This is a genomic window from Pseudomonas sp. GW821-FHT07F05 (assembly GCF_059418765.1).
This window is the reverse complement of record NZ_JBWKQL010000005.1, coordinates 166,875-189,006: the sequence shown is the minus strand read 5'-3', so window position 1 is coordinate 189,006 and position 22,132 is coordinate 166,875. Positions and strand designations below refer to the sequence as shown.

Genomic DNA, 22,132 nt, shown 5'->3' with positions numbered 1-22,132 from the left:
CTTATGGGAAGATGGCTATATGATATTACGTGCTGCTAGCTTGGCCTGTGAGGCTGCCCATGACCTATTTACGCTTACCCAGTCCATACCGTCTGATACAGCTGCTTTTTCTCACCCTGCTTACCGTCATGGCCCTTTCCATTCTCTGGGAGTTTGAGCTGGAGGCATGGGTGATGCGAGGGCTTGGCCTTCACTATGACGGCATTTTTGAGGAAGGAGAAAGGTTACGTTTCGTACTGACATCTACGGGTTTTTCACTAATCGCCTTGATCGGGCCGGGAGTGATGCTCATGAAAATGATCAGTAATGCCCGATGCAATTACCTTCAACTCGAAGGGTTGCAGTCCCATACAGAGAAGCTGGCAAGGTACGACTCACTCAGCGGCCTGCTCAATCGGCGTGCCTTTATGGAGCTTGTAAACGAGCAACTCGCTCAGCTGGAACCTGTGATTGTGATGCTGATCGACCTTGACTATTTCAAGGCGGTTAACGATCAGCGCGGGCATGCAACGGGTGACGCAGTGCTCATTGAGGTAGCAAAACGACTGGAGGAGATTGCAATCAAATACGGCGGCATCGCTTCGCGTCTAGGAGGCGATGAATTCTGCGTCGTATTTACCAGCCGTAGAGAGGAACGCGAGCTGGGCGTCATTGCCGCAGATGTGATTTCGCGAATAGGGGCCCCTATGCTCGAGAAGCTTCGACCCTTCCGACAGGGAGCTACAGTTGGCATCTCTCGTTCGTGGGTCGACGCTACCGAAACCTCAGCGCTATTGCACTGCGCAGATGTAGCAATGTACAGGGGTAAGGTTACGGGTCGTTCAACCTACCATTTTTACGAAACAGAGCATGGGCTCCAATATCAGGCTCAAATCGATGAAGACGCTGCGCTTAAACAGGCAGTGGAACTGAATGAGATCGTTCCATTCTATCAGCCTATTGTTGCACTGCCTTCTCAGGAAGTCGTCGGATTTGAGATCTTGGCCAGATGGCTCAAGCCAGATGGGAGCACTGGGATGCCTGCTGATTTTATTCCAGCGCTTGAACGCCTAGGGTTGATCCCCATGATGACTCAATCTCTCGTTAAGCAAGCTTGTAACGCTGCCAGGGATTGGGACGATCACCTTCATCTTTCGCTGAACGTCAGTGCAGCGATGATCACCGATGAGCTTTTTCCTGATCGGTTCCTGGAGCAGTTGCGTCATGAGCAGTTTCCATTTGACCGCTTTGAGGTCGAAATAACCGAAGAGGCCTTGGTCGGCAATATCGAAGCGGCCGAGCGCAACCTGAACAGACTTCACGCACATGGCATCACAGTGGCACTTGATGACTTCGGCACTGGCTACTCAGGTCTTTATCATTTGACACGTTTGTCCATTGATAAAATCAAGATAGACCGATCTTTTTTTGAGATCGGTAAGACTGATCATCGTCCAATGGTAGAAGCCATTTTAGGGATGGCACGTAGCCTGAATATGAAAGTAACCGCGGAAGGCATCGAGGATTTTCACTCACCCTCCCTTCCATCTTGGCTGGCCAGCAATGGGTGTAATTATGCTCAGGGGTATCACTACGGTCGGCCCCAGGCTCACGTTTCACGCTCCGTCGCTGGAGTTCCTGATTCAACAGTTCTATCGCGGGTGTAGTTGGTCAAGCAGCAAAACTGCTGACATTTCACCTTGACTCAGCTGCAAGCCATCTGCCACAAGCTGACCGCGCACTGATCAACTGGATTTGCCCGGAACTTGGGAGTTTCCTCCAGATACCGCAGCAGGTGAATGCAGACTGTCGTGGTCTCAACCACGTCCGACCAGATGCGCACCTGACCGCCCGATTGCTAGACAAAGCCATCAAGCTCAAGATATCTCTCCGGTCAGAGACTACCAAAGGGCCCCGCTATCTACCCTTGCGGATGCTTGTGCAAGACAATTTCATTTGCATCTTTGCAACTCCAATCGTCGCTTCAGTAACCCTCTTTGACGTCTTTCCAGCTCCTTGGCAAGCGCTGCAAGCTTGGCTTCACCGAACGCAATGGCCTTGGCTTTCGTAAGAAAAAGTTCGTCAACGTGGTAATTGCGGCCCTTGTCAGTGCGGTCATATGCGCTGTTAGCGAATCCCTGGTCCACGAGTTCGACCTCCAGCAACTGAAAATTCCGTGTCAGCAGCCATGCGGTGTAGGGGTAGGTTCTGTCGCTCATCGAAGTCTTGGTCACCACAATTGATCGCTATATAGATAAAAGCATAGCGAGATGTGTTGCTACAACAACCTCATGCACGTAGGGCAGGGCAGGCAGGCGACATGTCTGGATCTGTAGGCAAGAAACATCAAGGAAGGAGCCCGCCAGGGGAGGCAGGAAGGCCTGGCGGGCTAGGTCTCGTACTGCTAAGGCCCGATAACGCTATAGATCACTCTAGGGTAGTGAGGCGTTATGGCGGAGAGCTGCCCTCCCTTAGGTCGTTTCGGGTCGTGGTGAGCTCGCATCTCCAGGGCACACTACCAACACTGAAGCATTCCGTTTAGCTTACTCCGTTGGGAGCCTGCATGACTTGCGGGACTTTCCTGGCCAGATCTGTCGGAATGTTAGGCTTGGAGATGACGTCATAATCAATACCCCCAGCGTCAGTTGCAGACTCTTGCCTTCAATGAATGAATGCATTTTGAAATCGCATCCCGACAGGAACGACAGCATCATTGGTAGCGTCGTGTCAGTCTGCCTGCAGGCGATTGCAGCCGCTGTCCAGCACTGTCCCAAAGTTCCTATAGTTGACGCCAGGTCGCACTCTGGAATAGAGCCCCAAAAGGTCAATCTTTCTGAAGCCAGCGCCGCACTCGGTATGGGTCGGTCAGTGAAACGTTAGACTTGCCCGAAAAATGACCCATCAAAGGAGTCAAACGTGTTTGTGATCCCGCTGGACCTCGGCGCAAGTGAAGCGATGCAAGCCATGATGGTCTATTCCAATGTGCTGTACCCACAGCGTGTTCGGTACTTTTTCTACATCTGCAAAGAACAGCTTCAAGGTCGCTGCAGAAAGGATCTGGTCATGCGCCTCGACAAGGTCATGGACGTGGCCCTAGTGCAGAGCGGGGAATGGCACAGCCGATTGACGATGGTGTTGCGCGAAGCGCTCGAGCTGGGCGCCCTGCACAGGGCCGACCACGATTTCTTCTTGGCGCAATTGGGCCACTGCACCCCTAGGAGGCACGAAAAACCCCCGATTCGGGGGTTGCAGCGAACCGGCAATTGATCACCAGGCGTCTCATGACATCTGTCATGTGGGACGTACCTACTCTCGACTAAACATGAATCGCTCACGACGGTTACAGTAATAGCCAAACCGCGATGTTTGAGCTGGGCGCGCCCAGCGAGCACGTGCGTTCGGGTCACCGCACGAAACTCATCGGTCAAAGCCAGATCGACAAACTCTCAAAAGCCTTCCAGGTCATTTTGATAGGCACGGCTTGTCCGGGGATTGTCCAGCTCGAATTAGTCACGATCATTGGCGGTGTCTTCAGTCAGTTTCGCGAAATGTGCACCTGGACGGTCAGTTGATCGACGAGATCTCAACTAGGCTCGTTTTCACAGGAGATGAATCGGGAGATCACCGTCGGGCAGATTCCAGTGGCTCGACACCCGCAGCAAGGTAGAATGGTGGCTTATAGCCATGACAAGGCCTCATTAGTGCATGCTGTGGAATTTTCTATGTTAGACGCTAGCCAGATTGAAAGAGAACTCGAGAAAACAACCAGCGCTGCACGCTTCTCTGAGCAATTGGAGCTACGTTATCAGAGCGATATCCATACTACCCGCCGGCACCACCTGATTCTGTGCTTGATCTTGGGAGGTTTCACATTCGGTAGTTTTTCACTATGGATGGTCATCATAAATCCGAAGGATTTGGTATCAGCAATTTTGCAGATGGTCGGAACATGTGTACCAAGCACTCTACTGGGTGTGTTGCTTCTAAAGAAGTTATCGGAGCACTGGAGAGAATACGTCTCCATGTTGCCCTCATACACCGGATTTATAGCCGCTTACAACGTAGTAATTAACGGTGAACAACCTGTTTCGGGTGAGCAGTCACTGTTCATGTTTTGTTGGCCGCTGATGCTTATTTATGTCAATACGTGCATGAAAAGCCCTTTTAATATTGCTTTGATATACAACATATTTTGCTTAACCATCACAGCTTGGGGTGTGCATACAGCCCCGATTTCCCTGAGTGCTGGCGGCTTGATAATGACCGCTATAGGATCCTCATCTTTTTTCTCATTGCTCGGCAACTACTGGTCCAACGCCGAAGCCAGACGAAGTTACCTGTATTGGCTACGTGAGGAAACCAGAGCCTCTAGTCTCACAGATGCCAATAGTGATTTGCAACGCCTTTCAGAGACCGACTCGCTGACCGGTCTGGCTAACCGTAGGCACATACAACCGCAACTGGATGCGCTTACGGCAAACCATTTGGATGGACAGTCCGAGGGCGCATTATTTTTGATCGATATAGACCATTTCAAACGCTTTAACGACCATTATGGACATCTTATAGGCGATGAGTGCTTGAGAGCTGTTGCCACGGCTCTGGGCAGTTGCTTCATTTCGCCTTGCGCCGTAGCACGATTCGGCGGTGAAGAGTTCATTGCCGTTTTGCCAGATACCTCTCATGATGAGGCCCGCAGGATCGCTCACCACGTATTGCAAACCATACGTGAACTAAACATCGCCCATCTGGGACGTACAGACGGCATCTCGGTCATCACTGTCAGCATCGGATTAGCGCACAGTGCGAGTAGTGCGCTAACCGATAGCACCTCACTTCTGGATCAGGCTGACAAAGCTCTGTATCGAGCTAAAAGAGGTGGCCGCAATCGTCTAGAGGATACGGGATTTATTTTTTCTCAAAACGATGAGTCGCTTCTAACCCCGGAGGATATCCGAGAGGCGTTAGCAACAGACCAATTCGACCTGCACTTCCAACCGCTGTATCAACTCGAACCTTATCAGCTCACTGGATACGAAAGCCTTATTCGCTGGCAGCATCCCAAGCTCGGAAATGTGCCACCTGATTTATTCATCGCAATGGCAGAACGCAGCGGGCTGATTAATGCTGTAGGTGACTGGGTTTTGGATAAATCCTGTGAGGCGGCCAGCCGCTGGCATGACGCTGTCAACATATCAGTGAACCTTTCACCTATACAGCTTGCCAACACAGATTTTCCGATGAAAGTGGCGGGTGCATTACTTAAACATGGTCTCGCGAGCCATCGGCTCATATTGGAAGTAACCGAAGGCGTGCCTCTGCGTATAAATGATCAACTATTGAGTACAGTTTCCGGTCTCTGCAACCTGGGCGTACGACTGGCTCTGGACGATTTCGGTCAAGGTCATGCCAACTTGGCTTATTTACTGAAGCTTCCATTCCATTGTTTGAAGGTTGACCGTCAGGTACTCAGAATTGAAAACAAAGCCCAACGCGAGGAGGTGTTGACGGCCCTTTTGAAACTGGGGCATGCATTTGATCTCAAAGTGTTAGCGGAAGGCGTTGAGACTGCTCAGGATCTCGAGTTGTTGCGTACTCTAGGCTATGACCATGCGCAAGGGTATTATCTTGGACGTCCTCAACCGAATACATTTTCTTGTGACTCGTTACCCCCCACGCAGTCGCTGGCGCCCCATTGTCATCTTCATATAGTGTTAGGTAACTGACTGAACTTACTGCTGAGATTATTAGTCGACGTTATCGATAATCTAAAGTCCGCTCCTTTTGCTACCCCACATACTGTTGTATCGGATGCCAAATAGAGAGTGCAACCGCCGGATCACTTAGGAAGTGGTTCTTGTGTTCAGCCGCCTCAGCCTGATCGCTAGGCACTTTGCCGTGGATTTGCGGTGTGCGAATGGACCACGTGGTAGCGTATCGGGCCTGATCTGAACGTTTGGCACTACGAGTACTCCGTTCATCAGGTAAAGCGTATGTTGAACTAAGATTGTGCCATGCAGATCAATAGGTTATTGATAACCTAGAGGGCATTTCCATGATCAAGGCACTTCCCTTACCTTTACTCTTCGCATTAGCGCTTGGCTTGCCTGGCTGTGAAAAATCGTCCGAAGACCACACGCAAGATGCCAACAAGCATCAACAAGCGTCTGAGCAGAAACAGGTTGAGGGTAATCCCGGGCAGGCCGCTGATGAGAAGGCTCAGGCTGATAAGGACTATGCTGAGGCTCATGAAGCCCGAGCTTCTGAAGATCGCCATCAGGCCCCATCCTTAGCTGTGCCTGGGTATATCAAAGCTCCAGAAAAAAACTGATCGCGAGGATAATGCTCACCTCCCACGCGCGGGCGTGAGATTAATTTTCCTTGCCGCCGACGCGCCCGATAATTTCTGGAACAGGTGCATCTCAGCGCTGCATCCCTGCGCAGGATGGCGGAGCTGAATGCAGCAAAGTCGCCGAGATGGCGGTGTGTTCGAGACGGTGTGCAGATAAAGCGCATCCCCTCGGGCAGACGCGATTGCCTTTAATGCTAGAGTTCGGTAGGTGTGTTCGCCATCCGCTTACGCCATGGCTGCACCTTGGCGATATCCGCCTCGTGTTCCAGGGCATTGGTGGCTGCCGTTGCGCGCAGCCCGTGTACGAGTCCCGCAACCTCTACCCCTGCAGCTCTGGCGTAGTGCCCTACCACCGCATAGAGGCCGTCGGCGCTGATCCCTGCACCCGTTGCGCGGCCGCGCAGCGGGTGGAAGAGGGGAGCCGTGCTGTCCTGCTGATCATGGCCGCAAACGCATACTGGATCTTGTTGCCATCTGAGCCACCTCGATTGCCTGCTTTCTGTACTGATTCATACGGCAGGAAGTGTCACAGCGGGCTTTAACAGACTGGCGAGCGTTATATGAATGCGGGCCTGCTGGAACCTACCGCAGCGTTCCAGCTCGGCGGCCATCTCCAGATGCCAGTCCCTCATTTATAGTGACCACAGGCTACGAAGCCGAAGTGAGTCATGATCTGTCTGCCGGAGTCGCGTTCCTGCAAAAGCCTTGGAGTTTGGACCAGCTGGTTCAGACAGCTAGGCACATGCTCAAAACGGCCACTGATCGCGGTTAGATATGTCGGGTACTATGTTTAGTTGGTCCCACATCAGGACCCGCCTAGGCGGTTTTTTTGCTGCTTGCTAGACGTAACAAACCTTGGGATTGACGTACCATAAGCCCGCCCTGTTGCTGCGCCCTGGTCCCTTTCCTCCTAGGAGCTGGTTATGCCACCTGCCGATCTCGATTTTCTGGACACCTCGGATCTGCCGCGTGGTTTGAGTGAGCAGGCCTATGCCACCTGGCGCGTGGCCCTGCGCGACCTGTATAGCAGCCAGACCGAGGTTCAGGTCGAATATGGCTATCAGTTCTGTCGCGGTTTTATCCAGGCCCTGCAGGACATGCAGGCAGTCGAACCCGATGTGTACCTATTTCTCGAGGCTCAGGTGCATGGCGTCTGGATCGAGCGCATTTCTGCCCTTAAGGCACGAGGTCACTGACGCGCTTTGGAGCTGGCATTGTAGATACTATGTTTATACAAAAACTTGCGGTTAGTGTTTTTGGTGTCTACAATGTGTATACATTTTAGGGGGCTGTTATGGAAGTCAAAGTGCAGCAGTGGGGCAATAGCGCGGCAATACGCTTGCCTGCAACCGTGCTTAAGCTGATGAATCTGGTTAGTGGCGATGTGTTGAAACTCGATGTATCCGCCGAGGTTATGACGCTCAAGCCTGCGAAGGCCAAGCCGCATTACGCGCTGGCCGAGCTCATGGCGCAGTGTGACTTGAGCGCGCCGGATCCTGCCGAAATGGCAGCGTGGAATGCGATGTCAGCCGTTGGGCGTGAAGCGTGAAGCGAGCCAAATTAAACCGTGGCGATATTGTGCGCTTGAACATGAATCCCACCGCTGGCCGTGAGCAGCAAGGCGATTTTCGTCCGGCGCTGATCATTTCGCCTGCGGCGTTCAACGTGTCGGGCTTGGTCCTGATCGCGCCCATCACCCAAGGCGGGGATTTTGCCCGATATGCCGGCTTTGCCGTGCCACTGAGCGGTTCCGGCACCGAGACGCAAGGTGTGGTGTTGTGTAATCAAATCCGCACCGTTGACCTTGAGGCCCGTGGGGGGAAGCGCGTAGAGGCGGTCCCCGAGGTGGTGATGGACGATGTACTGGCCCGCATTCAAGTGCTGATTGAGTAAAGAAAAAATGATCAAACGCCTGACCAAAATTGCATTTCTATCTTGCCTTGTAACAAGGGATCAATGTCATGCCGATGATCGACCCCGACGAAATCAAGCCTACGATCGACTCAGTGCAGGCTGCTTTTGCGGCTTACCGGGCGTGCGGTATGCCCTGGCTGTATGGAAAGCCTGGCATTGGAAGATTAGAAAACGGCAACTAGTGGCCGACCGCGTAGTGGGAAAAGTCGGCCAGCAGCGTTGGATTTAGCTCCCTACCGCTGATCCGTATAAACGCTGTCTGCCTTGAACACTACTTGTTTTCCTCGGACAAAGCGTAGGCGCGGCTTCTGCAGCGCCCGCCGCCACTTCGTGGCCATAGCTGCACCCATCGAGGATTCACCATGCGTTCTTCCCATCCAATACGTTGTGCCCTGGTTGCTGCAGTAACCGCCGTCAGCTTGGCAACCTTGGCCGGTTGCGCTCGCGATCCGGAAAAACCTACTTTGTCGGAATTAGCTGTCAGCTCGACCAAGAGCTTGTTCCGCACTGACAGCGACATGCAGAAAGTGCTCAACGCCCAAGCGGCCTTCGATCCTAAAGCCATTGAAAAAACCACGCCGGACGAAGCCCGTAAGCAGCCTACTGTGGCAGATGGTGTAAAGCAGGTACTGGCCGACCAGAAGCGTGACAGCAGCCCCACAGCACTGGTCCCGGGCGTGACAACCCGTGAGATCACCGTAGCCGGTGCTACAGGGAACTTGCCAGCAACCGTCTATACCCCTGCTGGTAACGGACCATTCCCGGTAGTACTGTATTTCCACGGCGGCGGTTGGGTGATCGCGGACCGCACCGTGTATGACGGTGGCGCCCGCGGCCTGGCCAAGCAGGCCAATGCTATCGTGGTGTCAGTGGACTACCGTCGCGCGCCTGAATATAAATTCCCGGCAGCCCATCTAGACGCTGTTGCTGCCTACCGCTGGCTCACTACCAACGCGGCTAGCATTGGCGGAGACTCTAAGCGCCTAGCGTTGGCCGGCGAAAGCGCCGGGGGCAATCTGGCGCTCGCCACTGCTGTGGCTGCACGCGATCAGGGCTTGACCTCGCCCAAGAGTGTGATTGCTGTGTACCCAGTGGGACAGACCACGACCAACACTGAGTCGTACTTGAAGTACGCTGACGCCAAGCCACTCAATCGCCCCATGATGCTTTGGTTCGTGGCCAATGTGACCAAGAGCTCTGCCGATCTGAAGGATCCACGTTTGGATCTTGTGCACGCCAACCTTCACGGTCTGCCGCCAGTGACTCTGATCAACGCCGAGATCGACCCGCTGCGTGATGACGGTGCGCAACTGGAGCAGGCGTTGCGAAACCAGGGCGTAAGCGTGGAGCGCAAGCTGTATGACGGCGTGACCCACGAGTTTTTCGGTACCGCTGCGGTGGTGGAAAAGGCTCAGGAAGCACAGGCCTACGCCGGCGCTCGCCTGAAGGCAGCGTTCTAACAAGCCTCTGGCTGCTGCGATGTCAAACCGTAGCAGCCAGTACCTTGGCTTACAGCTGGGTGAAATCGTAGCTCACCCAAGAGCAGCGTCAGCAAGACGATGACCAGCAAGCCTAGATGCGTCAACTTCGCTCTGAACTCAAGCGTGTGAATGAAGAGCGAGACATCTAAAAAACGCCGCCGCCAACTATGCAAAAGAGTGCGGCTGAAGTACGCGTTCATCAAGAAGCACCCAACTGATTACCCGGTACGGCGCCTTTGCCAAACTCTCAGGGTGCACCCCAGCGGCTCCTACGCCTGGCTGGGCGAGCCTCAATCTGCCCGACAAAAACGTATCTCTTCGAAGGTTAGAGGGGCTGCGATGAAAGGTGACGATGTTGTGAGCGCCCGTCGGGATAAAGTTCTTATCATTGAAATACGACGACGCTTACGATGATTTGGACTGAGAATATATTTCTCCTTCATTCGATGGCTCGCCCTCTCTCTAGGATCGTGTCGGCCGATAATCATGAGATAACTTCGAATGAGCCACCCTTATGCCTCATCGTAAAACCAGCTCTGCCGGAGCTGGAGTAGACGCGAAGTCTAGCATTTGCAGTACTTTTCGCGATAGCAGCTGCCTTTTGCCTTCGTACCTCAGCCCAGCGAGAAAGGGTGCTTACCCATTACCGTCCTGCAGGTGAAGAGTGAACATGCACAACCACCCTCTGAAACGGTGGGGAGCCCATCAACACCAGGGCAATCACTGCACCAAACTCAGATCCGAGCTAGGCACCTGACCTGGTGCTTTAGCGTGAACTAAGCACTGTGCTGAGCTCAGGACCCATAGAGCGCGAAATTAACGTCCTTGCTCTCCATGACTCCGCCCAAGCACCCCGGGGCTTTTTGATTGATCCAGTAAAGGTTGGTGTGCTTGATTACGGCCTCTGCGGGAGGCGCGCCCGTTTGCGTCATGTCTTCGTCCATACCGGCCCATGGCCTGCAACGAAATGGCTTTAATAGCGTTACACCACACGCGCTGTGGACCAACGGAACCTAAGGAGCAGGTATGACCCAAATTTCAGGCATCAAGAAAGTCACCAGCTATACGGATTTACAGGTCACAAGTGCCAGTAGCCAGGTCAGCAAGAACGCGATCGAACTCATCGTGCAGGGTACGCCTGGCAACGACTACATACGTGGTGGGCTGGCCAATGAACTGCTGATGGGTGGAGGCGGCAACGACCACCTAGTCAGCGGGGGTGGCAACGATGTGATGGTCTCCAGTGCCGGATACGACGGCATGGACGGCGGCGCCGGTAATGATGTATTCCGCTTCGACCGCCTCGGCGACAGCTATATCAAGGACGGAGGCGAGTATACCGACACCATCAACTATTTCGATCCCGCCCACGATATCCTCGACGTGTCGGCTCTGGGCTATAGCCATTTAGGCAATGGTTATGGCGATACCTTGCACATCCGTAGCGAGCCTCTGCGCGGCATTTACATTTTGGAAAGCTACGAGCGAGACGGTAATGGCAAACATTTTGCCGTGCAGTTTCTGGCCAATAGCGGCCTTATTACCGATGCCAACTTCCAGCCGCTGATCAACGGCACTTCGCACAACGATCTGCTCGAAGGCACACACGCCAGCGAATCCCTGAAGGCCGGCACTGGCCGCGATACCGTCGAAGCAGGTGCGGGCAATGACCGGCTATTCGGCGGCGCCGGCGGCGATACCCTGAGCGGCGGAGCAGGTGCCGACAATTTCGTGTATACCCGGCTCAGCGACAGCTACCGTAATGATGCCAGTGGTAGCTACAGCAGCCGCGACCTAATCACCGACTTCAGTGGCAGCGGCCATGACATGATCGACGTGTCCGCATTGAGCTTCACCGGGCTGGGCAACGGCTACAATGGCACGCTGAAGGTGGTCCTCAACTTGGCCGGCGATACCACCGCGCTTAAATCGCTGGAGCCCGACGCCAACGGCAACCGCTTCGAAATTCTGCTCAGCGGGAACCACGTCAGTGAGCTCAATGCCAGCACCGTGCTGTTCGCCCCGCCCAGTGACGCGACCGCCGTGACCACTCCGCAGCCGATCACACCAGTGAATCTGGCCGGCGACGACAAGGCGAACATCCTGTATGGCTACTGGGGGAACGACACGCTGGCCGGCGGCGCCGGAAACGACACGCTGGAGGGTAACGCCGGCGACGATGTGCTGACCGGTGGGTTAGGCGCGGACAAGCTCACTGGCGGTACAGGCAACGACCGGTTCGTGTTCACGAGCAGCGCCGACAGCTATGCCGGCAGCAGCGACCTGATCACTGACTTCATCTGGGGCCAGGACAAGCTCGACGTCGCTGCGCTCGGCGTGACCGGCTTGGGAGACGGCCGTGACGGTACCTTGCGCATGACCTACGATGAAAACACTGATCGTACCTACCTGCGCAGCAGCGAAGCGGGGGCCGATGGGCACACTTTCCAGGTCACGCTAGCCGGATTCGACTACACGCAGTTGATCACCAATGCCGATTTGGTGGTTGCCGATAAGGCAGAGGTGGTCCTCATTGGCCACACCACTATTGACATTGACCACGTGGGCTAACGCTGCCTGAGCAACCGGGCTATCAGCACGCAACTTTGGCTTACGCAACCGCTACGGTGTGCGTGCTGGACGGCAGCTGTGGGGCGAAAGCGGTCACCCATGACCGACCGCTATCGACCCACAGCAGCCGCTCCGACTGAGGGCCTTTGCCACCTGCTACCGCTACCTGCGTGGAACGGGGATTCTGTTAAACCGCTCGGCTACTTCATCGCTCGGCTACTTCATATAGTGGCTATGTGGCGAAGAATGATCAGATTTTTTTCAGGTTTGCACGGCGAAAAATAAACTTCAGAGGCGCAGGGTATAACCACTGCAGAGGTCCAGAACTTATGAGAGGAAAGTGCGGTGATTGACTCCAAAATTCGTATTGATCGTTATGCGCAAGGTGATGAGCAAGGCATCGTCGAGATGATCGTGCCCATTCAGAGGGAGGAGTTTGGCATCAACATCTCGGCTAAGGAGCAACCCGATCTGATGGCGATCCAGACGTTCTATCAGACCGGCGCGGGGGATTTCTGGGTGGCAAGATGTGAGGATGGAGTGATTGGCTCGATCGGCTTAAAGGACATCGGCAACGGCGAGGCGGCATTGCGCAAGATGTTCGTTGCCGCGCCTTGGCGCGGCCGTAAGTACGGTGTGGCACGACAGTTATTGGAATGCTTGCTTGAAGCTGCTCAGCGGCGAGGATTGCAGCGGATCTATCTTGGGACCACGGCGAATTTTCTGGCGGCCCATCGATTTTATGAAAAGCACGGATTCGAGCTCGTCGAGAAGAACGCGTTGCCAGCGAGCTTTCCGCTGATGGCGGTTGACACGCGATTTTACGTATTGCGTTGCCAGCGCTGAGCTTTCTGCTTTACCAAGTCTGGCCGCTATCATGTTTCGATGCAGTTGGCCGGATCGAAAAGCACCCATTCGTCTTCGTCCATGATCTGAATTGCTCGCAGCGAGCCGTTCGTAAACTCCAGTCGGTATTCTTCGACAGCATCGCGAATGTCGAGCCATCCGGTATAGCTCAAGTCGCCCACAGGCCGCTCGCAGACATCCTGGGTGCAGACACGGACCAGACGGCCTGAAGTCGTTACTTCGTATCGGTCTTGCATGCATTCGAGGTCTGTCGTCTGGAAGTGGCCGCCTTCGTGTCCGTTTGGCAGGCGGTAGCTGAAAATGACTTCGTCGTACATTTCCATAGATTTCCCCTCAGTATTTGAAGAACTCCAGACGGCATGCATATTTCTTTCGGACGCGGCGTTCAGGCGGATCAGCTGGTGCAGACAGCCAGGCACCTGCTCAAAAACGGCCACTAATCGTAGCTAGAGATTTAAAGACTCATGTTAACCCCCGCTAGGGATATTTAAGCACGGCAACGCGCGAGGTAATCTATTGCGCAGAACCGCTGAACACTTAAGCGGTGTGGTGTTTTACCTCAAAGGGCTAGCGAGTGCAGATCATGTGCTGCGGTGATGTAACCGTCCACCTGTGAGCCCAAATGATAGGAGAACCCCGTGGTCTGCCGCCTGCTCAATTCCAGATATGAACCCCGACGTATGATTCGAGCGATAGGGCTGCCCCTGCAGTTGCAGGAGCGTCTACAGACATGTATTGAACAGATCATGAGTGCGCAGAACATCATAGATCTGAGTCATGCCCATGGTCGTGCCCTAGGCCTGAGCACCGGGTTCGGGATGGTCAACGCGATTACCCGTACGCATTTCAACCTGCTGGGTGAGATCTTTCAGCGGGCCTTCGACCATCGCCTTGTAATGCTGAAGGAGTCAGCATCCATTTTGCCAAATAACGTATCTCGATAAGCTATGCCAAGCATAAAGAGGTTTCCATGTTAAAGCCGATCCTGGTTGGTAGAGGACGACCATCGAGACCTTGAGCTGACGTTGATTGCCCTGGAACGTATCGGACTTTCAATTACGCGAGCGCTGCGCTTATCGATGTCCAGAGGGTAGATGAATATCAAAGATGCGCGAAGACATCGTCTGTACTCTCACTCTGTAGAAGCCTTGAATAGATGGATAGAGGCCCGCTGCCTGGGAGGCAGAAAATTGCCTTACTTTGATCCACTGGACGGCGGAGTTGATGCTCCCAGTCCTGATATTGCTGGAGTCTCCGGTCAAAGACAGCTGATGGCCACGCTTCTCGCGATAACACAGGGCCTGCCCAGCGAAACCTGAAGCGCTTCCTTTAACAGGAACAGGCCAGTCTCGCACGTGAACAGACCATTTTGTGGAACCTCTATCTAGGGCTGCTCGATCTGGGCAGCCCTGCCCAAGCCTTCAGCCGCTCGAAAATCATCGCCACGCTTACCCTAGCGGCGGTCTGGCGACTGCCTGATCATCAGCGACTGGGGCGCATGGCGTTCAGCGATGCGATACAGTGTGATACGAACAGGTTGCCAGCCGTCTTGACGGCCACTAGACGTGTTGGCCATCCGCTTACGTTGCTTAGTGTGACACTGCAAGTCCATCGGTCAGCCTACAAAGTCAGCAAAATCCTTTACTGTTATCCAACAAGGCCACCAACTCCGCCGGGGGCAATGGCTTGGCGAAATAGTAACCCTGTCCCTGCTGGCACCCCCATCCGCGCAACAGGTGGTAGTGCAGTTCGGTTTCGATGCCTTCAGCCACGACAGTCAGGCGCAAGTCGCGTACCAGGCTGATCAGTCCCCGTACGATGTGCCAGTCGCTTTTACCCGGGATGAGGTCGGCCAGCAGCGAACGGTCCAGCTTCACACTCGTCGCCGGAATTTGCCGCAGGTAGGCCCAGTTGCTGTAGCCACTGCCAAAATCGTCGATGCCGATGGCCACGCCAAGATCACGAAACCTTTTAAGCTGTGCTTGTACGGCAGGGAAGTCGGTCACCAACACGCTTTCGGTGAATTCGAGCTCAATGTGCTGCGCACGTACACCGAACTCACGCAGAGCCGCGACCAGCTCATCGAATAGCAGCCCGTCTGTAAGATCAAGAGCAGAGACATTCACCGATGTTGTTATATCCAGGCCCTGGCTATGCCAAATCGCCAACTGCTCGCAGACGTGTCTAACCACCCACCGGGTTATGTGTCGTATCGAAGCGGTCGTTTCGGCAAGCGGAATGAATTCGACGGGACTGATTTCCCCCAGTGTTGGGTGCCTCCACCGCAACAGCGCTTCTACAGCCACGCAGCGGTTGCTGGCCAGATCCACGCGAGGTTGATACACCAGTCTTAACTGATCCGGAGCAATGAGCGCCGCTTCTATGGCATTGAGGAGCTCGGTGCTGCGGCGCAGACTCAAATCGATCGCCGGGTCGTAATCCAGCCAACGTTGCTCACTCGCCCGCGCTGCATCGGTGATGCTGGCCATCAAGCGCAGGATATCCCCCGGTGCACCGATATCACGGTCGAGCTGTATCGTACCGATACCCACATCGGGGAAAACCGGCACATTCTCGCTGAACAGCGGGCGTGCAAAGGCTGCCACAAGTCCGCTGAGTAGACTTTGCAACGACAGCTCTTCCGAGGGCTTGAAAATCGTAACGAATCCGAGGTTGCCAAATCCATACAGTCGCGCACCGTCGGGCAGTGAGGCCAGTAACATTTCCTTAGATGCAAGCATGAAGTTGACGTAAAACTCCATACCTAACGCCTTGACCAGTCGGTTCATTCTGGCAGCTGAAAGTGGCTCGATCAGGATCGCGACCTCGTTCTCCCACACTGATTTAGCGAGAAGGTCTGCTTCAAAACGCTGGCGGTTGGGCAGGCCGGTCGACGGCTCGAAGTAATGCTGGTTATGGAATAGACTCCAATCTTGCCACCACCACCTTGGCCGCATCCCGCAATAAAGTTTGGCCTCTTTCGTCCATCGGGTGGCGGGCCTTTTGATCGATGACACAGAGCCTACCAAGGCTCAGTCCAGGGCGGATCATCAAGGGAGCACCTGCGTAATACCGTATGAAAGGCGCGCCAATGACCAACGGGTTGTCTGCGAAGCGTGGGTCTGCCAGAGGGTCACACACCTCCAGCACAGCTGTGTCTTCCAGCCTGTGGGAACAGAACGACATTTCTCGCGGCGTGAACGCCGGCTCCATGTCGACCCGAGCCTTGAAGACCTGGTACTCGCGCTCAATAATACTAACCATGACGGTAGGCACGCCAAAGTAAGCGGACACCATCGCAACGACGCTATTGAGCACGGGGTCAGACCCGGTTTCCAGATCTGACGTCAACCGGTCTACCTCGGCCAGGCGCGCTCGTTCCTGCGGGGATGGGAGATTGCTCAGGGTCATGTCGGTTACTATAGACAATGGTGAGGAAATCATCGCGCGCCTTCTACAGTCGTTCGTTTGACCTTATCCACTCTACCCGGAAGCCTGTAAATGGAGTGACATACGGCTTATAACAGACGGGTGCCATAGGCCGCTTAAGCAGCTCGTTCTTTGGCCGATAACCGTTACATCGTATTCCATCCTTTATACGCACCAAAATCTAGGCGAATCCGAAAGTCCTTATCTGACCCATGGAGCCCACTTGATCCGAATTTTGTCATCACGCCTTGAGCGGGTTCGACGATTTGCCAGCGATCGTCGAGGCAACCCGGCTCGTTACGCGGGCGCGCTCCTGGTCGTTACGCTGTGCTGCGCGCTTCGCTCGACGCTTTCCTTCACAGCCCTGCCGTACCTGTTCTTCATTCCCGGGTTGATGTTCATCGGCTTCTGCTTCGGTATCGGGCCGTCCGCGTTTGGTTGCGTGCTGGCGGTTCTGGCTGCGCACTATTTTTTCATCGGCGAAATAGGTTTTAACGACGGCTTAGTTGCCTGGGCCAGCAGCATGAGTTTTGTCTTGGTGACCTTCGGCATGTCTGTCATCTGCGCGTTGTTCCAGAAGAGTTTGAACGACCTCTCCGACCTAAATGAGCGTCTGGAGCATGAGGTTGAGCGCCGCACGCAAGAGCGGGATGGCATCTGGAACGTCTCCCCCGACCTGATCTGCATGCTGTCCGAACGTGGCGAAGTCGTTGCGATGAATCCATCCTGGCAAATCGAGACGGGACACGCCGAACATGCACTCAAAGACGGGGCATTTTTCAGCTTTATCTCGCCTTCGCAATTGTCCGATGCCTTGCGCAGACTAAGCGAGGTGCCGGTAGCTGAACTCGATAGTCAAGGCCCGCGCAGTAATGGAATGCTGTTGCATTTGAACTGGCGAATTGCACGCCGCGGGAGGCACTACTTCGCAGTAGCCCGAGACATCTCTGTTCAAAAAGAACGCGAGCAAGCCTTCGAAGAGGTCAGATCGCAATTACAGCAAAGTCAAAAAATGGAAGCGGTCGGCCAGCTGACCGGTGGTTTGGCTCACGACTTCAATAACCTGCTGACGGTGATCACCAGTAGCCTGGACATGCTCGAACAACGACTTGCTCAAGGTAAGCACGGAGAACTTCCAAGGTACGTTGCTCTGGCCCGCAATGCATCCGATCGCGCCGCATCCCTCACCCATCGCCTGCTGGCCTACGCCAGGCGTCAGACGTTGGCAAGTACGGTAATAGATCCGGCATTGTTGGTTGAGGAGATGAAGGATCTGATCAGCAGGACGCTGACCCCTCGCATAGAACTGGAGGTACTGGCGACCAAGGACGCGGTGCTGTGCTTTTGCGACGCGCACCAGTTGGAAAACGCGCTGCTGAACCTGTGCATCAATGCACGCGACGCCATGCCCCAAGGGGGCCGGCTACAGATCGAGGTCACCTCCGTGCGCATCGAGCCGGCGCAAGCCACCGGGACGCTCAGCGCAGGTGGATATGCACGCTTCAGCGTCAGCGATACCGGCACCGGTATGCCGCGCAGCGTGCTCGAGCGCGCATTTGATCCGTTCTTCACGACCAAACCCTTAGGTTCCGGCACTGGCCTGGGCCTATCGATGGTGCATGGCTTTGCCCGACAGTCATCCGGGGACGTGCAGATTGAGTCCCAAGTAGGCACAGGCACTACGGTGAACCTGTTTCTGCCCTTGCATCAAGGCGCGGCACCGGCACCCGGCCTCGTCTCGCCAGCGGGGGCCGAGGACAAGCCTCACACGCCGGGCGCGTCCATATTGGTGGTCGACGATGAGGACGCCATCCGCGATCTGATAAGCGAAACATTGCTGGATATGGGTTATCAGGTCGCCAAGGCAGCAACCGCTGCTCAAGCGCTACAGCAGCTCGAGAGACTGCCTGAGGTCAGTTTGCTCATCACCGATATCGGCCTGACGGGCGGCATGAGTGGCGATGAGTTAGCCGTGGCCGCGCTGGATGCGAGGCCGACGCTCAAAGTCTTGTTCATCTCTGGTTTCGCCGAAAACAGCATCCCCGCGATCGCCTTGAAAAGCGGCCAGACTGAATTGCTGCTCAAACCTTTCGCTATGAAACATCTCAAGGTGATGACGCAGCAATTACTAACGCCGGGCTGAAAGCGCCCATTTGTAGAACGACGAAACACAAGGTTTTTAAGTGAAATATTGATATTGGCGTGACCCAGCCAGGCCTGAACCTTGGCAATATCAGCTTCGTGCTCAAGAGCGTTGGTGGCTCTGAGCCCATGGATGCCCAAGCCGTCGACCTCAATCCCGGCCTTTTTCGCGTAGGCCGTGACGACGGCATAGATGCCGTTGGCCGTGATACCGGCGCCGGTCAATTTACCTCGCAGCGGCATGAACAGTGGCACCTTCCGCTCGGCCAGATGATGCCCCGAGCTTTCCAGGTACTGGTGAATGCGCCCGGCTGCCACTGGATGCATCGGCAGGTAGCGCACCTTGCCGCCCTTGCCATGCACCTTCAGATGCTGGATCCCGCGTCGCTCCTGGATATCGCTCACCTGCAGCAGCGCCGCTTCTTCGCGGCGCAGCCCGTGATAGAGAAGAACCGCCAATAGCGCCCGGTCGCGCTGTCCTTTAAGCGTCGTTTCATCCGGCGCCTTGAGCAGTGTTTTTGCCTGGTGATGACCCAGTGCCGGTGTCTTGCCTTCGTTGTTTTCTATTCTGGGTCGTTTCACCCCGTGCACGGGATTGCCGCCGGCGATCGCGTTGCTTTCTAACAGGTGATCAAAGAGGCTGGCCAGCGCCGTTAATTTGCGGCGGATCGTGGCGCCCGCCAAACCGCGACCTCCATTGCCCAGCTAGCGGCTGCTTTGGGTCGATAGCGGCGCCCCAAGGACCTTGGGTTTTGTCAGATTCCGGTACTAGATGCTGTCAACGCAACGCCTCTTAATTCGTATCGGGAAGGCTGGCCAGCTGATCGAGCAGTTGGGCACCTGCAGCGTCGAACCGCAGACGCGCTTTATCCCCGAAGCCGCATGACAGCTCGTACTCGTACAGCGGCACGATCGGCAGTCGATGGATCTGCCAAAGGTGCCAGAGCAATCCCTGGCCCACCCCCTGACGCTGATGCACGACCTTGATCTTGTTGATGTACATTCGGATACAACAATGACGGTTCGACGATATTGCTCGCTACCTGGCCGCCCTGATACCGCTGTAATTGACCCGTGTTCTAAATTTATGTTTTTCATTGCCGATGGCTTCCGTACAGAACGCAGAAAGTTTCTGCGTTTGCCCTTCGGAGTTGCACCGTGAACCTACGTTCTTTAAATATCGCGCCCCGTGCCGCCTTGTGTTTCGGTTTAATCACGCTGCTGGTCATTGCCCTCGGCGGCTTCGCATACGTGCAGCTAGGGAAGCTGCGTGGCACCGAGCAGGACATCGAAAAGAACTGGCTGATCAGCGTGCAGACCGCCGACGACATCCAGATCGCGCTGCTCGGCGCGCGCCTGGAGAGCATCCGTCTTCTGGCGACTTCGAATCCCCAAGAGCAAGCGACCGCCGTGCAGCACTTGGAAGACGCTAAGCGCATGCTCAACGAGCGCACCGACTTCTACCGCAATAACCTCATTTCCGACCCAGAAGAAGGGGCCAAATTCGAGGCCGCAGCGGCGCTGATGAAGACCTATCTTGATGGGCTGCAACGCGTCGTCGATCTTGACGCTACCCAGCATGAGCAGGCCGTGACATTCGCCAACACTGAACAACGCGACCGTGCCGCAGCGTACCAGGTCAAACTCAGTGAGTTGCGCCAGCACAATACCGACGGCGCTGCAGCAGCAGGCGTGACCGCCACTGAGGTGTATGCCCACAGCATCACCATCGTCGATAGTGTGGTACTCGCCGCGCTGGTGCTGACGCTGGTGCTTGCCACCCTGCTGACTCGCAGCATTGTCCAGCCTATGAGCGCCTCGCTGAAAATGGCCGAGGAAATCGCCGACGGCGACCTGCGTCTTATCCTGGAGGTTAAGGGTAATGACGAATCTGCGCGGCTGATGCGCGCGCTAAACACCATGCAAGGCAACCTGCGAAGCACCATAGAGCAGATATCCGATGCTTCCGCACAGCTCAGTTCCGCCGCAGTAGAGATGACTTCCATCACCGAGAGCGCCAGCCTCACCCTGCAGCAGCAAAACAGTGAGATCGAGCAGGCCGCCACGGCGGTCAACCAGATGAGCGCCGCCGTCGATGAGGTCGCGCTTAACGCTAACTCCACCTCCGAAGCGGCCAAGGACTCCACACGCGCTGCCGCCACTGGTAACCAGAAAGTCGGCGAAACCCTACATGCCATGCGCAGCCTAACAGACCGCGTGGAAATGACCTCTGAACAGGTGCAGGGCCTCGCTGGTCAGGCGCAGGACATCAGCAAGGTGCTGAGCGTGATCCGTGCCATTGCAGAACAGACCAACCTGCTGGCCTTGAACGCCGCGATCGAAGCGGCGCGCGCTGGCGAGCAAGGCCGAGGCTTCGCCGTGGTGGCCGATGAGGTTCGGGCACTTGCTCATCGCACACAAACCTCAACTCTAGAAATCGAACAGATGATTTCAAGTATCCAAACAGGCACGTCACTGGTTGTGGATTCGATGAGCAGCAGCACCACCGAGGCACACAATACGCAGCGCGCTGCCGACGAAGCCGGGATGTCACTGAAAGTCATCGCCGACTCGGTGCAACTAATCAATGACCGCAATCAGCAGATCGCCACTGCCGCGGAAGAGCAGGCTCATGTAGCCCGCGAAGTAGACCGAGCGCTCGTGAGCATTCGCAACCTGGCGCTGCAGAGCAGCGAAGGCACGCAGCAAACCCTGGCCGCCAGCAATGAGCTCTCGCAGTTGGCGGTGAACTTGAATCAGATGGTAGCGCGCTTCAAGACCTGAAATTAGCGTTTAATCTAGTATGGAAAATTGACCTATCAATGATCAGAACTTCATTCCTATAGGCGCTGACAATGTGGTCGCTTTTCGAGTTAGCTCCGATCTTTCGCCAAGGCCAGAGGCTCCAACGAAACCGAAGTTGACTATCGTCCGGCAGTCGCCGAGCATGAAAGAACGTGCGTGCTGGACTTACCGACAGGGAAGTATCGAATTGCGAAATTGCCACGCCTCAATCGGCCTCAAGCATCGTGACTAAATGACCAAGCGCAGCGGAACTATGTTCTGTCTCGTCACAGACGGCTGCGGGTTGGAAGCAGACGGTCGTGGCTGACCGCTTTTCGACCCAAAACAGCCGCTCCGACTGAGGGCCTTTGCCATCTGCTACCGCTACCTGCGTGGAACGGGGTTTACGTTAAATGCCTGTTTTCATCCGGCTGGCGAGATTGCAGCAGGCTGAGGGTTGTTAGTGGCCGGCAAGCCGGGCTCCGTTGACCAGTCATAGTCCAGCTAACCGGCTGCTTTCGACCCAAAGCGGCCCTTCGCGGAGGGCAGCAAACGGCCAGAAGCAGCCACTGGAAATTGGGCGTGTTCGGCTGTGAATTCAGATAGTGGACGC

At 55.2% G+C, this 22,132-nt stretch carries 17 protein-coding genes and 4 pseudogenes; 13 read left to right on the top strand and 8 right to left on the bottom strand.

All coding sequences use genetic code 11. The features are described 5' to 3' along the window. Positions 1 to 59 precede the first annotated feature (59 nt). Entirely contained in the window at positions 60 to 1,646 is a 1,587-nt protein-coding gene (locus AC07RO_RS13705; protein ID WP_495086279.1) for a putative bifunctional diguanylate cyclase/phosphodiesterase, read from the top strand. 285 nt (positions 1,647 to 1,931) lie between these two features. Here AC07RO_RS13705 and AC07RO_RS13700 read toward each other — a convergent pair whose 3' ends face one another. After that, positions 1,932 to 2,198, bottom strand: a complete 267-nt coding sequence (locus AC07RO_RS13700) for a hypothetical protein (RefSeq protein WP_282372381.1) — start codon at positions 2,196 to 2,198, stop codon at positions 1,932 to 1,934. 697 nt (positions 2,199 to 2,895) lie between these two features. On the opposite strand from AC07RO_RS13700, the gene AC07RO_RS13695 reads away from it, so the two are divergent. Further along, positions 2,896 to 3,246 carry a hypothetical protein gene (locus AC07RO_RS13695; RefSeq protein WP_065986122.1) on the top strand — a complete coding sequence of 117 codons (351 nt, stop codon included), beginning with the start codon at positions 2,896 to 2,898 and terminating at the stop codon, positions 3,244 to 3,246. A gap of 83 nt (positions 3,247 to 3,329) precedes the next feature. Here AC07RO_RS13695 and AC07RO_RS13690 read toward each other — a convergent pair. Next, positions 3,330 to 3,479, bottom strand: a pseudogene (locus AC07RO_RS13690) (tyrosine-type recombinase/integrase); the annotation flags it as partial. Between the two features lie 108 nt (positions 3,480 to 3,587). Here AC07RO_RS13690 and AC07RO_RS13685 point away from each other — a divergent pair. Together AC07RO_RS13685 and AC07RO_RS13680 are read left to right on the top strand one after the other, a co-directional pair. Then, positions 3,588 to 5,705 carry a putative bifunctional diguanylate cyclase/phosphodiesterase gene (locus AC07RO_RS13685; RefSeq protein ID WP_495086278.1) on the top strand — a complete coding sequence of 706 codons (2,118 nt, stop codon included), beginning with the start codon at positions 3,588 to 3,590 and terminating at the stop codon, positions 5,703 to 5,705. Between the two features lie 329 nt (positions 5,706 to 6,034). Further along, on the top strand, positions 6,035 to 6,310 hold the full coding sequence (locus AC07RO_RS13680; protein ID WP_282372379.1) for a hypothetical protein: 276 nt from the start codon (positions 6,035 to 6,037) through the stop codon (positions 6,308 to 6,310). A gap of 251 nt (positions 6,311 to 6,561) precedes the next feature. Here AC07RO_RS13680 and AC07RO_RS13675 read toward each other — a convergent pair. Continuing rightward, positions 6,562 to 6,777: pseudogene (locus AC07RO_RS13675) on the bottom strand (tyrosine-type recombinase/integrase); the annotation flags it as partial. A 477-nt stretch (positions 6,778 to 7,254) separates the two neighbouring features. On the opposite strand from AC07RO_RS13675, the gene AC07RO_RS13670 reads away from it, so the two are divergent. The 7 genes and pseudogenes from AC07RO_RS13670 (at position 7,255) to AC07RO_RS13640 (ending at position 13,143) form a co-directional block, all read left to right on the top strand. Continuing rightward, entirely contained in the window at positions 7,255 to 7,527 is a 273-nt protein-coding gene (locus AC07RO_RS13670; protein ID WP_192175071.1) for a hypothetical protein, read from the top strand. A gap of 98 nt (positions 7,528 to 7,625) precedes the next feature. Continuing rightward, positions 7,626 to 7,880, top strand: coding sequence for an AbrB/MazE/SpoVT family DNA-binding domain-containing protein (locus tag AC07RO_RS13665; protein ID WP_192175070.1), 255 nt, complete (start codon positions 7,626 to 7,628; stop codon positions 7,878 to 7,880). Then, a complete protein-coding gene (locus AC07RO_RS13660) occupies positions 7,877 to 8,224 on the top strand; it encodes a type II toxin-antitoxin system ChpB family toxin (RefSeq protein ID WP_083232973.1) in 348 nt (115 codons plus the stop codon). Before AC07RO_RS13665 ends, AC07RO_RS13660 begins: the two co-directional genes overlap by 4 nt. A 383-nt stretch (positions 8,225 to 8,607) precedes the next feature. Further along, complete coding sequence (locus AC07RO_RS13655) at positions 8,608 to 9,705, top strand: alpha/beta hydrolase (RefSeq protein WP_346631559.1); 1,098 nt, start codon at positions 8,608 to 8,610, stop codon at positions 9,703 to 9,705. A 77-nt stretch (positions 9,706 to 9,782) separates the two neighbouring features. Continuing rightward, positions 9,783 to 10,035 (top strand): annotated as a pseudogene (locus AC07RO_RS13650) (IS3 family transposase); the annotation flags it as partial. A gap of 717 nt (positions 10,036 to 10,752) precedes the next feature. Then, positions 10,753 to 12,297 carry a M10 family metallopeptidase C-terminal domain-containing protein gene (locus AC07RO_RS13645; protein ID WP_495086277.1) on the top strand — a complete coding sequence of 515 codons (1,545 nt, stop codon included), beginning with the start codon at positions 10,753 to 10,755 and terminating at the stop codon, positions 12,295 to 12,297. Between the two features lie 345 nt (positions 12,298 to 12,642). After that, positions 12,643 to 13,143, top strand: coding sequence for a GNAT family N-acetyltransferase (locus AC07RO_RS13640; RefSeq protein WP_346627964.1), 501 nt, complete (start codon positions 12,643 to 12,645; stop codon positions 13,141 to 13,143). Positions 13,144 to 13,172: 29 nt separating this feature from the next. On the opposite strand, the gene AC07RO_RS13635 is transcribed toward AC07RO_RS13640, so the two are convergent. The 3 genes from AC07RO_RS13635 to AC07RO_RS13625 form a co-directional block, all read right to left on the bottom strand. Further along, entirely contained in the window at positions 13,173 to 13,487 is a 315-nt protein-coding gene (locus AC07RO_RS13635) for a hypothetical protein (RefSeq protein ID WP_495086276.1), read from the bottom strand. Positions 13,488 to 14,792: 1,305 nt separating this feature from the next. Further along, positions 14,793 to 16,181, bottom strand: coding sequence for a putative bifunctional diguanylate cyclase/phosphodiesterase (locus AC07RO_RS13630; RefSeq protein ID WP_495086275.1), 1,389 nt, complete (start codon positions 16,179 to 16,181; stop codon positions 14,793 to 14,795). Then, positions 16,078 to 16,428, bottom strand: a complete 351-nt coding sequence (locus AC07RO_RS13625) for a GAF domain-containing protein (protein ID WP_495086341.1) — start codon at positions 16,426 to 16,428, stop codon at positions 16,078 to 16,080. Before AC07RO_RS13625 ends, AC07RO_RS13630 begins: the two co-directional genes overlap by 104 nt. 388 nt (positions 16,429 to 16,816) lie before the next feature. Between AC07RO_RS13625 and AC07RO_RS13620 the strand changes: the two genes are divergently transcribed. Further along, on the top strand, positions 16,817 to 18,736 hold the full coding sequence (locus AC07RO_RS13620) for an ATP-binding protein (protein ID WP_495086274.1): 1,920 nt from the start codon (positions 16,817 to 16,819) through the stop codon (positions 18,734 to 18,736). Positions 18,737 to 18,783: 47 nt separating this feature from the next. Here the strand turns inward: AC07RO_RS13620 and AC07RO_RS13615 are convergent. Continuing rightward, positions 18,784 to 19,425, bottom strand: a pseudogene (locus tag AC07RO_RS13615) (tyrosine-type recombinase/integrase); the annotation flags it as partial. 103 nt (positions 19,426 to 19,528) lie between these two features. Next, positions 19,529 to 19,738 carry a hypothetical protein gene (locus tag AC07RO_RS13610; protein WP_495086273.1) on the bottom strand — a complete coding sequence of 70 codons (210 nt, stop codon included), beginning with the start codon at positions 19,736 to 19,738 and terminating at the stop codon, positions 19,529 to 19,531. 155 nt (positions 19,739 to 19,893) lie between these two features. Between AC07RO_RS13610 and AC07RO_RS13605 the strand changes: the two genes are divergently transcribed. Then, positions 19,894 to 21,519, top strand: coding sequence for a methyl-accepting chemotaxis protein (locus tag AC07RO_RS13605; protein ID WP_495086272.1), 1,626 nt, complete (start codon positions 19,894 to 19,896; stop codon positions 21,517 to 21,519). The last annotated feature ends 613 nt before the right edge of the window (positions 21,520 to 22,132 follow it).

What these genes read in the sequence shown, in the direction of transcription:
- AC07RO_RS13665 (WP_192175070.1), top strand. Translation starts at nt 7,626, where the DNA reads ATGGAAGTCAAAGTGCAGCAGTGGGGCAATAGCGCGGCAATACGCTTG.
- AC07RO_RS13625 (WP_495086341.1), bottom strand. Translation starts at nt 16,428, where the DNA reads ATGGTTAGTATTATTGAGCGCGAGTACCAGGTCTTCAAGGCTCGGGTC.
- AC07RO_RS13700 (WP_282372381.1), bottom strand. Translation starts at nt 2,198, where the DNA reads ATGAGCGACAGAACCTACCCCTACACCGCATGGCTGCTGACACGGAAT.
- AC07RO_RS13680 (WP_282372379.1), top strand. Translation starts at nt 6,035, where the DNA reads ATGATCAAGGCACTTCCCTTACCTTTACTCTTCGCATTAGCGCTTGGC.
- AC07RO_RS13685 (WP_495086278.1), top strand. Translation starts at nt 3,588, where the DNA reads ATGAATCGGGAGATCACCGTCGGGCAGATTCCAGTGGCTCGACACCCG.
- AC07RO_RS13610 (WP_495086273.1), bottom strand. Translation starts at nt 19,738, where the DNA reads ATGTACATCAACAAGATCAAGGTCGTGCATCAGCGTCAGGGGGTGGGC.
- AC07RO_RS13635 (WP_495086276.1), bottom strand. Translation starts at nt 13,487, where the DNA reads ATGGAAATGTACGACGAAGTCATTTTCAGCTACCGCCTGCCAAACGGA.
- AC07RO_RS13655 (WP_346631559.1), top strand. Translation starts at nt 8,608, where the DNA reads ATGCGTTCTTCCCATCCAATACGTTGTGCCCTGGTTGCTGCAGTAACC.
- AC07RO_RS13670 (WP_192175071.1), top strand. Translation starts at nt 7,255, where the DNA reads ATGCCACCTGCCGATCTCGATTTTCTGGACACCTCGGATCTGCCGCGT.
- AC07RO_RS13705 (WP_495086279.1), top strand. Translation starts at nt 60, where the DNA reads ATGACCTATTTACGCTTACCCAGTCCATACCGTCTGATACAGCTGCTT.
- AC07RO_RS13645 (WP_495086277.1), top strand. Translation starts at nt 10,753, where the DNA reads ATGACCCAAATTTCAGGCATCAAGAAAGTCACCAGCTATACGGATTTA.